This window comes from Arthrobacter pullicola (assembly GCF_014836875.1).
GTDB classification, from domain to species: Bacteria; Actinomycetota; Actinomycetes; order Actinomycetales; family Micrococcaceae; genus Arthrobacter_B; species Arthrobacter_B pullicola.
The window spans coordinates 103,532-114,473 of the sequence record NZ_JACSQC010000003.1; the positions used below are offsets into that span (position 1 = coordinate 103,532).

Genomic DNA, 10,942 nt, shown 5'->3' on the forward strand with positions numbered 1-10,942 from the left:
TGGTTAGCCAGCTGGACGGCTAGGCAGCTGGCCGGCGGGACAGCCAGGCCGCGGCGCACCCGATTCCGTCCTCCAGCGGCGGAACAGGCAGACTGGGAGGATGTGCGGACGATACGTCATGGCCAAGGCCATCGGAGACCTCGTGGCAGAGGCAGAGGCTGAAGCCGATGCCAACCTGGAGCTGCGCCAGTCCTGGAACGTGGCGCCGACCTCCGACGTCCCGGTGGTCCTCGAGCGCCTGATCGACGGGACTGCTGGGACCGGAACGCCTCAGACAGTCGGGACCGGGACTGACAGGGAGGGAGAAGCTTCCGCCCGGCAGCCACGGGCCGTGCGACAGGTGCACGTAGCCCGCTGGGGCCTGGTTCCGGGCTGGGCGAAGGACATCTCCGTGGGAGTGCGGGCGTTCAATGCCCGCAGCGAAACCCTGCTGGAAAAGCCGACCTTCCGGGATGCCGTCCTCTCCCGCCGGTGCGCGGTACCGATGGAGGGCTACTACGAATGGAAAACCGGCCCGGGGAACAGCAAACAGCCGTACTTTGTGCACCGGCCGGACGGGAAGCTGAGCTGGTTCGCCGGTTTGTACGAGTGGTGGGCGGACCCGGCTGTGCCGGCGGGGGACCCGGGCCGCTGGCTGCTGTCCACCACCATCATCACGCTGGCCGCACCCGATCCGGAGGATCCCCACCCGGTGCTGGCCGGGCTCGGCACGCTGCACAACCGGCTTCCGCTGCCGCTGGCTTCCGCTGCGCTCGCGGCCTGGACTGCACCCGGAACCCTCAGCAACACCGGGGCCCTGGATTTGCTGGGCCAGGTCCTGGACCAGGCCTACCCAACGGCGTCGAACTTGCAGATCCGTGCCGCGGACCCGGCTGTGGGCAGTGTGCGCAACGATGGTCCGTGGCTGCTGGAGCCACCGGAGCTGGACACTGCACCAGGGTTGGACACTGTGCCAGGGCTGGACACAGCACCACGTTTGGACACACCACCGGGGCAGGACACCGCTGCGGGCAGCGCCCCCGGCGGGGTGCGGGAGCCTGCCACGGAGAACGTCCTGTTTTAGGTTCTACAGCAACCGGGCCTCGGCTGCCCCTGACTCGGCTGCCCCTGACTCCGGTGCCCCGGGAGCATCTGCGGAACCGGTGCTCTCCCCTCCCAGCGGATCCAGGACGGACAGGGTAACTTTCCCGTTCGCGTCCACCGACAGACCCGGGTTGTGGCACACCTCCCAGCGGAACCCGTCGGGGTCCGTGAAGTAACCCGAATATCCTCCCCAGCTCATCTGCGTGCCGGGAGCGGCAATCGACCCGCCGGCCGCTGCAGCTTCGTGGAGGATAACGTCGACGTCGTTCGGCGAGTCCACATTGTGGCCCAGAGTGACCGGAGCCAGGCTGGCGGCTCCCGTGGCTCCGGATTCCGCGGCCAGATGGTCGCTGCGGAAGAACGAGAGCAGCACTCCGTGGCCGACCTGAAAGAAGACCACTTCGCCGGCCACATACTGGAGCGGTTCCCAGCCCAGCCGGGCGTAAAACGCATAGGTAACTTCGACATCACGCACACCGAGGGTGACGACACTCAACTGGGGCAACATGATCCGATCCTGCCACTGAAAAGCCGCCAATCCCAGAACCTCCCACGCATGTCTTTTGTGCCGCGCAGGCGCCGGCAGACCCGGATGTGTTGACGCGGAGACCGGTCAAAGGCTGTCATGGGATTTCCAGCAGTGCATGCCCACCGGCGGGGAATCGGCCCGGATACGGGCTGGCCCACGCTCTCGCGAGAATGCGACGAGACCCATGAGCACAGCGATCCCTCCAGATACCGGTGCACAAGGGCGTTCGCCCGCCGGCTCCGGAAGCAGGAACGGCCCTCCGGCCTGGTTGAGGATACTCATTCCCGTGGTGCTGATCATCGTCTGGTTTGTGGTCGGAGGGATCGGCGGACCGTACTTCGGAAAAATCAGCGAAGTCACGGAAAATGACCAGGCCTCCTACCTGCCGGCCAGCTCTGCCTCCACCCAGGTGGCTGACCTGCAGGAACAGTTCAGTGACAGCAACGCGATTCCCGCCGTCGTGGTGTTCGTGAACGACGGCGGGCTGACCGCGGAGGACCGCACCTTCATTGAAGGGCGTGCCCAGGCGGTCGAAGGCGCGCAGGGCGTGGCCGGCGAGATCTCTCCCGTCCAGTACTCGCAGGACGGCAAGGCCGCCGAGTTCTTTGTGCCGGTGGCAGATGACTCCGAGACAACAACGTCGGTGGAGAACCTGCGCAGCCTGATCGAGGACGGGCCGCCCCCGGAGGACCTGGACGGTTACGTGACCGGTCCGGCCGGGCAGCTGGCGGACATCTCCGACGCATTCAGCGGAATTGACGGCACACTGCTGCTGGTGGCCGTGGGGGCGGTGCTGGTCATCCTGATCATTGTGTACCGCTCGCCGCTGTTGCCCATCCTGGTGCTGCTGACCTCAATATTCGCCCTCTCCGCTGCGATCCTGGTGGTGTTCTGGCTGGCCAAGGCAAACCTGGTGAGCATCAACGGCCAGGTCCAGGGCATCCTGTTCATCCTCGGTATCGGTGCAGCCACCGACTATTCGCTGCTCTATGTCTCGCGCTACCGGGAAACCCTGCGCGATTACAGTGACCGCTGGAGTGCCACCTGGGCTGCGCTGAAGGGCACGTTCGAGCCGGTCCTGGCATCTGCGGCCACCGTTATTGCCGGGCTGCTCTGCCTGCTGCTGAGCGATCTGAACTCCAACAAGGCGCTGGCTCCGGTGGCCTCGATCGGTATTGCCTTCTCCTTCCTCGCAGCCATGACGCTGCTGCCGGCGCTGCTGTTCGTTTTCGGCCGGGCGGCTTTTTGGCCGCGCCGGCCCGTGTTCGGTTCCGAGCATGCCGAACTGGACCATGAGTCAAAGGGAATCTGGGCGCGGACTGCCCGGACCATCAGGTCCCACCCGCGCCGCACCTGGGTCATCTGTGCCATCGTCCTGGCAGCCGCCGCCGTCGGAACCCTGCAGTTCCGGGCCAGCGGAATACCCCAGAGCGACGTGGTGCTTGGCGAGACCCAGTCAGGGGACGGGCAGGAGGTCCTCGGCGAGCATTTCCCCTCCGGCTCGGGCAGCCCGGTGCTGATCATTGCTCCGCAGGACGAGTTGCAGGCCGTGGCCAACACGGTGCTGGCTAACCCGGACATCGCCTCGGTGGCCGTCGCCGCGTCCGGAACACCGGCCGGGCAGCTCCCGGTCACTGCAGACGGTGTGCAGGTGCCGCCGATTCCCGGATCGGAATCCGCGGCACCGAAGACCGTGGACGGCCAGGTGCTGCTTGAAGCGACCCTGACCCAGGATCCGGACTCCGACGCAGCGCAGGACACGGTGAAGGAACTGCGCTCGGACCTTGCCGGCTATCCAGGTGTCCTGGTGGGCGGAACCACGGCCACCAGCGTGGACACCAATGCTGCCGCCACCCATGACCGGAACCTGATCATTCCCGTGGTGCTGGTGGTCATCCTGTTCCTGCTGATGCTCCTGCTGCGTTCGATCCTGGCGCCGGTGCTGCTGATCCTTACCGTAATGCTCTCCTTCGCTGCCACCCTGGGGATTTCCGCACTGGTGTTCAACCAGGTACTGGACTTCCCCGGTGCCGATCCGGCGGTTCCGCTGTACGGATTCATCTTCCTGGTGGCGCTGGGCGTGGACTACAACATCTTCCTGATGACCCGCGTCCGGGAGGAGAGCCTTGTCCACGGAACCCGGAACGGGGTGATCCGCGGGCTGATGATTACCGGCGGTGTGATTACCTCCGCAGGCGTAGTGCTGGCCGCGACCTTCGCTGCGCTCGGCGTTATCCCTGTGCTGTTCCTGGCGCAGATCGCCTTCATCGTCTCCTTCGGGGTGCTGCTGGATACCCTGGTGGTGCGCTCGCTGCTGGTGCCGGCGCTGTCCTACGACATTGGCCCGAAGATCTGGTGGCCTTCCAAACTCGCCAAAGTCTCCAGGACTGATGAGCCGCAAGAGGCAGGCGCCGGCTCCCGATAAGCTGGATCACATGGCTGAAACAGTAGAAACAGACCCCATGACCGAGCAGCTCGATGCCGTGCGCACCGCGATAGACGAGATTGACGAAGAGATTGTGGCGCTCATCTGGCGCCGGGAAAGGCTGGTCCGGCTCGCCGGAGGACTCAAGGACGACGATGCCCAGGTCAAGGCGAGAGACCGGATCGACGAAGTAATCAACCACGTCCGGCAGACCGCCGAAGCGCAGGACCAGGACTCCACCGTGGTGGAACGGACCTACCGGGCCATGATCGATGCGTTCATCGACTACGAGCTGCGGACCCGCCGCGAAGACGAGGCCCAGGCGCGCCTGGACGCGTTCAGCAGGAGTTAGGAGAGCGGCCTAGGCCCACTCCGGAGCGGCTGAACCCAGCGGTGCCGCCGGGACTTCCCAGCCCATCTGCGGGCTGCTTCCCTCCGGGCTAAACACCAGCGGCGGAAAGAGCCGCTGCCCGGGACCCCAGCGGGTCTGTTCTGCTGCCATGGGAAATTCCTCCGCGGCAGCCGCCAGCTGGCCGGTCTTCCAGAGCGGGGGAACAGCGGGCCGCGCATCGGCGGCCCGCTGCAGTTCAACGGCGGTCCGGGCCAGGGAAAGCCGTGCCGCATGGACCTCACCGTCGAGCCGCCGGGTCCACGCGCGCACGGCGGCAGCTGCGGCGAGGTATCCGGTGGCATGGTCCAGAGCCTGGACCGGCAGCGGGCGGGGCGCATCCGAGGCTGCCCAGGCCATGCCGGCGTCGGCAATTCCGGAGCTCATCTGCACCAGGGAATCGAAGCCCCGCCGGCCCCGCCATGGTCCGCTCCAGCCGTAGGCGTTGACCGCCACGGTGATGATCCCGGGGTGCAGCTGCTGGAGCCGGTGTTCGTCCAGGCCCAGCCCGGTGAGGGCGCCGGGTCGGTAGCCGTGCACCACAATGTCAGCCCCGGCAATCAGTTCCCGGATCTTCGCGGCTCCGCTGGGACTGCGCAGGTCCAGCCGGGCGCAGTGCTTGCCTACGGTCATCTCAGGCTCCAGCGCGGGCTCGTTCCAGTCCGGAGGGTCGATCCGCAGCACGTCGGCACCGAAGCCGGCCAGGAACCGGGTGGCGGCCGGCCCGGCGATGACCCGGGTCAGGTCCAGCACCCTGACCCCGCGGAGGGGCCGCCGGACCGTTCCCGCGGACTTCTCCGGTGCCGCCGGCCGCCGCCGCGACCAGCCGACCAGCGGTTCGCCCGCCACTGCCTGCCCCTGCGGATGACTGAGCCACTGTTCCACGGTGAGCATCCTGGCTGCGCAGCCTCCCGCCTCCACCACAGCGTCTTCCAGCTCCCCGCCCTTCCACGGCCGGACTGCAAGCGCGGCGGCGGCGGTGTCCGCATCACCGGGCAGCCCCAGCACGGCGAGCGCTGCCGCCCGGTGGTGCGGGGCATTGGTGTGCAGCCTGATCCAGCCGTCGGCACAGAGGTAGTCACGGGACAGGGCGTCCCATGGTGAGGGGAGGTCCCAGCCCGCCGGCTGGAACGATCCGGCGAACCACGCCCGGGAGAGGTCCGGATCAGCTGAGGCGGATATCGGTGTGCCGGCGATCGATTCGGCCAGTTCAGCGACCGCCCGCCCTGCCGCAGCCACGGCAGCCGCAGCAAAGGAACGCACGGGATAGCACGATTCCATAAGGCCGCTCCGCTCGGGTTGTGAGGTCGTGCCAGGGTTTGTGAGCCAGTGCCAGTAGGCTACGTCACGGGTCCGGGGGCGGAACACCCGGTGGCTGCGTGTCTTTCCGGCGCGGGGGACCGGCAGTACGCGCAAACCGGCACACGCCGGGCACAGTAAGAGGTCTGAAGGAGCAGCAGTGACGGCAGGAAGATTCCCGGGTACGGATACCGGCGCAGACGACGGCGGCGCCTCCAACCGGTGGAAGGCCCTCGCCGCGGCGCTCGCCGATGACAGGAGGCTGCGCCTGTACGGCCGGATCATTTCAGCTGCGGACAGCGGCCAGCCCCTGCAGCGCGCCGGTTTGGACCGGACGGAGGTCAAATCCCTGACAGTGCTGCAAAAGGCCGGGCTGGTCACCGCCGCGGAAGACGGAGCCCTCGGCGCGGATCCCGGCGTCTTTCAGAATCTGCTGACCGGCGGCCGTCAGCCCGCGGTCACCTCACCTCTGCGCCTGCTGACCCCCGGGCGGGCCGGAAATCTTCCGGGCCGGCGGGCGGACCGCCTGGAGCTTCTGCATCATTTGGCCGGAGCGGTGTTTTCCCGGCACGGCTCGCTGGGCGCGGGCACAGGCGGAACGGGAGGGGATTCGGAGGCTGGGACAAGCGGGGAGACAGGCATGGATGGAGCTGACCCTGCCGGTTCGCCAGCACGGCTGACCGAGGCGGAAGTAACGTCCCGCCTGGCCGAATACTCCGATGACCCGGCGATGGTCCGCCGGGCAATGGTGGATGAGGGAATTGTCCGCCGCAGCCCCGATGGCTCCCGCTACTGGCTGGCGCGCCCTCGTCCGGCGGACGGGATGGAGTTCGCCTAGACAAGCTGCCGGGTATCCAGCCGGCTGAACCGGGTGCCGCGCTGGCCCGCCCCCGACTGTTGACTCCGCCCCGCCCCCGACTGTTGACTCTGGCCCGCCCCCGACTGTTGACTCTGCCGGGCTGCGGGCTTCTGATGGAAGGTGCGTCCTGTTCCAGACAGCGGCTCGGCTCCCAGGAGGCGTCCATGGCACGATTTTTCGCCCGCAACACGGACCCGGCCCATCCAGCAACCAAAACTGCCACTGACCTCGGCTCTCCGGCTCCCTGTGACCGCGACCCGAACGAGCCGAACGGTCTGCACCAACCGCAGGGCACCGGTACCATCACCGCAACGGAAGTGAAGCCGGCACCAGCCGGACCGGGAGCCGGCAAACCTCCGGCTCCGCACTCGCGGCGGCAGCTGGCCCTGATCTTCAGCGGACTGATCATGGCGGTCCTGATTTCCTCCCTGGACCAGACGATTGTCTCCACTGCGCTGCCGACAATTACCGGCGAACTGCGCGGACTGGACCACCTGTCCTGGGTGATCACCGCTTATCTGCTGACCTCCACCATCGGGCTTCCGATTTACGGCAAGCTGGGCGACCTGCTGGGGCGCAAAAGCGTCTTTGTTTTCGCCATCATCGTGTTCCTGCTGGGATCGGCCTTGTCCGGCCAGGCCAACAGCATGGCTGAGCTGATCACGTACCGGGCCCTGCAGGGCGTCGGCGGAGGCGGCCTGATGATCGGTGCGCAGGCCATCATCGGAGACATCGTTCCGGCCCGCCAGCGCGGGCGGTACATGGGGCTGATCGGCGCCGCATTCGGCGTCGCGTCGGTCAGCGGTCCGCTGCTGGGCGGCTACCTGACCGAATACTGGTCCTGGCGCTGGGTCTTTTACATCAACCTTCCCCTGGGCGCCGTTGCCCTGGCCCTGATCATCACCTCGCTGCACCTGCCCAAACGCAGTGTTGCAGAGGTCAAGCTGGATTACGCAGGAGCGGCCCTGCTCGCCGTCGCCAGTGCAGCGCTGGTGGCCATTACCAGCTGGGGCGGGACCGTCTATGCGTGGACCTCACCGGCGATCCTGGGCCTCGGCGCCGTCGCAGCCGCCGCCGTTGCCGCATTTATACCGGTGGAGCTGCGGGCAACGGAACCGATCCTGCCGCTGCGGCTGTTCCGGATCCGGAACTTCGTGATCTGCACGCTCGTGGGCTTCGCAGTGGGGCTGGCGATGTTCGGCAGCATTTCCTACCTGCCAACCTTCCTGCAGATGGTCAACGGAGCCAGCGCCACCATGTCAGGGCTGATGATGCTGCCCATGACCGCGGGCCTGCTGACCACATCGATCGGGACGGGACAGCTGATTTCCCGGACCGGGCGGTACAAGATCTATCCGGTCCTGGGGGCGGCGGTGATGATCGCCGGACTGCTGCTGCTGTCCCGCATTTCCGCAACCAGCCCGTACTGGTTCACCGCGCTCGGAATGTTCGTGCTGGGCCTCGGCGTCGGAGCGCTGATGCAGAACGTGGTGCTGATCGTGCAGAACAGTGTCCCGGCCGAGAACATGGGCACCGGAGTTTCCTCGGCAAACTATTTCCGGCAGATCGGCGGAACCCTGGGCATAGCCGTGTACGGATCGGTGTTTATCTCCCGGCTCAACAGCCATCTGGCCGATGCGCCCGAATCCGCCCGCAGCGTGACCAGCCAGGGGCTGAACTCGATCAGCCCCGAGCAGCTGAAGGCGCTGCCGCCCCCGGTGCGGGAGTTTATCGCCGGCGCATTCGGGCAAGCGCTGCCGCCGGTCTTCCTGCTGGGCATACCGGCCCTGGGTGCCGCCTTTGTGCTGACGCTCTTTATCCGGGCGATTCCACTGTCAACCAGGGCGAACGTGCAGCTGGGCAACGTGCAGCAGGACGTGCAGCAGGACAAGGAGGCTGAAAACTAATGGCCAAACGGGAATCCGGGGTGCACCGGGCAGTACCCGCACCCAAGGGAAGCGCCAGATTTCCGGAGAAGGGGCACACACACCGGAAGGCTCCGGCCCATGCCGCGCCTGCCGCGCACTGGCCCGCTGCCCGCCTCCTGCCGCCCCTGAATCCAGCGCCTGCGGGCGGACAGCTGCGTTCAGGAGCCGAGGTGCGTGCGGGAGCAGCAGCCGTTTCCTGGCGGACGGCACCGCTCAAGACACCCAGGCACCGGAAAACACCGGAGGAAATGCAGGCCGAGGCCAGTGCGTCGGTGGTTCGCCCCGGCGGTTCGTCCATGACCGGAGGGGGAGGAGGCGCAGGCCGGATTACCGGCATGGCCGGTGCGCAGGGCACACCGGAAGGACCAGGCGAGCCGGCACAGGATGACGGTGCCAAGCGCGGGCGGACCCTGGTCTTCACCGGGCTGGTCCTCTCGGTCCTGCTCGCTGCCCTGGACCAGACAATCGTCGCCACCGCCCTCCCGACGATCGTGGGTGACCTCAACGGGCTGGAACATCTTTCCTGGGTCGTTACCGCCTACATTCTCGCTGCGACCATCGGCCTGCCCATCTACGGCAAGCTCGGCGACCTGTACGGGCGCAAGAACATCTTCATCTTTGCAATTGCGGTCTTCCTGGTTGGCTCCGTGCTTTCCGGACTGGCGCAGAACATGGGCCAGCTAATCGCCTTCCGGGCGCTGCAGGGTATCGGCGGCGGCGGGCTGATGATCGGGGCCCAGGCGATCATCGGGGACCTGGTCTCACCGCGGGAACGCGGACGCTACATGGGACTGATCGGAGCTGCCTTCGGCATCGCCTCAGTCGGCGGACCGCTGCTGGGCGGATGGATCACCGATAACTGGTCCTGGCGCTGGGTCTTCTACATCAACGTGCCAATCGGCGCAGTGGCGCTCGCCGTCGTCATCTCCTCCCTGCACCTGCCCAGACACCACGGCGCGCGGCCCCGGCTGGACTACCCGGGAGCCGTGCTCCTGGCGGCCGCCTCCGCGGCACTGGTGCTGGTGACCAGCTGGGGCGGAACCACTTACGACTGGTCCAGCCCGCAGATCCTGGGACTCTCGGCGCTCGCCGTCATCGCTGCCGGCCTGTTCATCTGGCAGGAAACCCGGGCCGCCGAACCGATCCTTCCGCTGCGGCTGTTCCGGCTGCGGAACTTCCTGGTGCCCGTGCTGGCGGGCATCGGCGTCGGCATTGCCATGTTCTCCACGATTTCCTACCTGCCCACCTTCCTGCAGATGGTCAACGGTGCAAGCGCCACCGAATCCGGGCTGATGATGCTGCCCATGATGGCCGGGCTGCTGCTCACCTCGATCGGCACCGGGCAGCTGATTTCCCGCACAGGGCGGTACAAGGTCTATCCGGTGGCGGGGTTCGCGGTGGTGGTTGCCGGGCTGCTGCTGCTGTCCCGGATTTCGGAGACGACGCCGTACTGGTTCACCGCAGTGGGCATGGCGGTACTGGGCATGGGGATCGGAGCCCTGCTGCAGAATCTGGTGCTGATTGTGCAGAACAGTGTCCCCGGGCAGGATATGGGGACGGCGATCTCCGCGGCGAACTACTTCCGGCAGATCGCGGCGTCCTTTGGAATCGCCGCCTTCGGCTCGATCTTCATCAACCGGCTGACTGATCAGCTGGCCGCAGCGCCGGGCGGTGCCGCCTCGGCTATTCCGGGGGGAAGCATCAACTCCCTGAGTCCGGACCTGCTCCGCAGCCTGCCTCCGCCGGTGCAGGAGGCCATTGCGGCAGCGTTCGGGCAGGCCATGCCGCCGATTTTCCTGCTGAGCGTGCCGATTGCGGCAGCAGGTGCTGTGTTGTGCCTGTTTGTGCGTGAGATTCCGCTCTCCTCCCAGTCCCGGGTGGAAGCGGCTGCGGAGTAGCGGGGGAGGGAGTTCGCCCTGATCAGCCCCGCAGGCATGCCCGTGTACCTGACAGGTTCCCATCAGGTTCCTAGGGGGCACCGTGCCGATTGTCAGACTGCAGTCGTACACTGGAGATTCGAATATATGTTCGAATACTCTCGTGGTCCCATCAGCTGCAGGTCCGGCTGGGTGGGGAAGGTATAGGGGTCAGGCACAGTGAGGGGCAGCCGTGGGACTTTTCAGTGAATCGATTGAGGTGGTGAGCTCGCCGGCGGGCATCCCGCTGCGGCTTTCCTGGCAGGGAAGGACCTACAAGGTGGCCGCCCATCCGGTGCGCTGGTATGAGCGGCGCAGCTGGTGGGAGGAAGAGCCCCGGGCAGAGCGCGGACACGGTCCGGGCCTGGTGGACTCGGAGATCTGGCGGGTCCAGGCCCGGCTGAACAACCGCTCCGCGCTGCGTACCCTGGATATCTCCCGGCAGGTAGCCTCTGATACCTGGCGGCTGATCCGCGTCCATGACGCCCTGCGGGAAAGTGCCTAGCGTCCCTGTG

Annotated in this window: 9 protein-coding genes; 7 read left to right on the plus strand and 2 right to left on the minus strand. The window is 66.9% G+C overall.

Annotation, left to right across the window (positions count from 1 at the left end):
- The first annotated feature begins 100 nt into the window (after nt 1-100).
- Nucleotides 101-1,063 (plus strand): SOS response-associated peptidase, encoded by a 963-nt coding sequence (locus H9638_RS06765; protein ID WP_191746462.1) that lies wholly within the window; start codon nt 101-103, stop codon nt 1,061-1,063.
- 3 nt (nt 1,064-1,066) lie between these two features.
- Here H9638_RS06765 and H9638_RS06770 read toward each other — a convergent pair whose 3' ends face one another.
- Nucleotides 1,067-1,591, minus strand: coding sequence for a VOC family protein (locus tag H9638_RS06770; RefSeq protein WP_191746463.1), 525 nt, complete (start codon nt 1,589-1,591; stop codon nt 1,067-1,069).
- A gap of 205 nt (nt 1,592-1,796) precedes the next feature.
- Between H9638_RS06770 and H9638_RS06775 the strand changes: the two genes are divergently transcribed.
- Nucleotides 1,797-4,037, plus strand: coding sequence for an MMPL family transporter (locus tag H9638_RS06775; protein WP_191746464.1), 2,241 nt, complete (start codon nt 1,797-1,799; stop codon nt 4,035-4,037).
- A gap of 10 nt (nt 4,038-4,047) precedes the next feature.
- Nucleotides 4,048-4,389 carry a chorismate mutase gene (locus tag H9638_RS06780; protein ID WP_225217126.1) on the plus strand — a complete coding sequence of 114 codons (342 nt, stop codon included), beginning with the start codon at nt 4,048-4,050 and terminating at the stop codon, nt 4,387-4,389.
- 9 nt (nt 4,390-4,398) lie between these two features.
- Here H9638_RS06780 and H9638_RS06785 read toward each other — a convergent pair whose 3' ends face one another.
- Nucleotides 4,399-5,706 carry a CoA transferase gene (locus H9638_RS06785; protein WP_191746465.1) on the minus strand — a complete coding sequence of 436 codons (1,308 nt, stop codon included), beginning with the start codon at nt 5,704-5,706 and terminating at the stop codon, nt 4,399-4,401.
- A 178-nt stretch (nt 5,707-5,884) separates the two neighbouring features.
- On the opposite strand from H9638_RS06785, the gene H9638_RS17075 reads away from it, so the two are divergent.
- The 4 genes from H9638_RS17075 (at nt 5,885) to H9638_RS06805 (ending at nt 10,932) form a co-directional block, all read left to right on the plus strand.
- Nucleotides 5,885-6,562, plus strand: coding sequence for a DUF2087 domain-containing protein (locus H9638_RS17075; RefSeq protein ID WP_318241807.1), 678 nt, complete (start codon nt 5,885-5,887; stop codon nt 6,560-6,562).
- A 185-nt stretch (nt 6,563-6,747) separates the two neighbouring features.
- Nucleotides 6,748-8,490 (plus strand): MDR family MFS transporter, encoded by a 1,743-nt coding sequence (locus H9638_RS06795; protein ID WP_191746466.1) that lies wholly within the window; start codon nt 6,748-6,750, stop codon nt 8,488-8,490.
- On the plus strand, nt 8,490-10,409 hold the full coding sequence (locus H9638_RS06800) for an MDR family MFS transporter (RefSeq protein WP_225217127.1): 1,920 nt from the start codon (nt 8,490-8,492) through the stop codon (nt 10,407-10,409). Before H9638_RS06795 ends, H9638_RS06800 begins: the two co-directional genes overlap by 1 nt.
- Before the next feature lie 211 nt (nt 10,410-10,620).
- Nucleotides 10,621-10,932, plus strand: a complete 312-nt coding sequence (locus H9638_RS06805; RefSeq protein ID WP_191746467.1) for a DUF6504 family protein — start codon at nt 10,621-10,623, stop codon at nt 10,930-10,932.
- Nucleotides 10,933-10,942 lie beyond the last annotated feature (10 nt).

Bases quoted from the DNA above. Each gene is read 5' to 3' on its own strand.
- H9638_RS06800 (WP_225217127.1), top strand. From the start codon at position 8,490: ATGGCCAAACGGGAATCCGGGGTGCACCGGGCAGTACCCGCACCCAAG.
- H9638_RS06795 (WP_191746466.1), top strand. From the start codon at position 6,748: ATGGCACGATTTTTCGCCCGCAACACGGACCCGGCCCATCCAGCAACC.
- H9638_RS06785 (WP_191746465.1), bottom strand. From the start codon at position 5,706: ATGGAATCGTGCTATCCCGTGCGTTCCTTTGCTGCGGCTGCCGTGGCT.
- H9638_RS06780 (WP_225217126.1), top strand. From the start codon at position 4,048: ATGGCTGAAACAGTAGAAACAGACCCCATGACCGAGCAGCTCGATGCC.
- H9638_RS06765 (WP_191746462.1), top strand. From the start codon at position 101: ATGTGCGGACGATACGTCATGGCCAAGGCCATCGGAGACCTCGTGGCA.
- H9638_RS06775 (WP_191746464.1), top strand. From the start codon at position 1,797: ATGAGCACAGCGATCCCTCCAGATACCGGTGCACAAGGGCGTTCGCCC.
- H9638_RS06770 (WP_191746463.1), bottom strand. From the start codon at position 1,591: ATGTTGCCCCAGTTGAGTGTCGTCACCCTCGGTGTGCGTGATGTCGAA.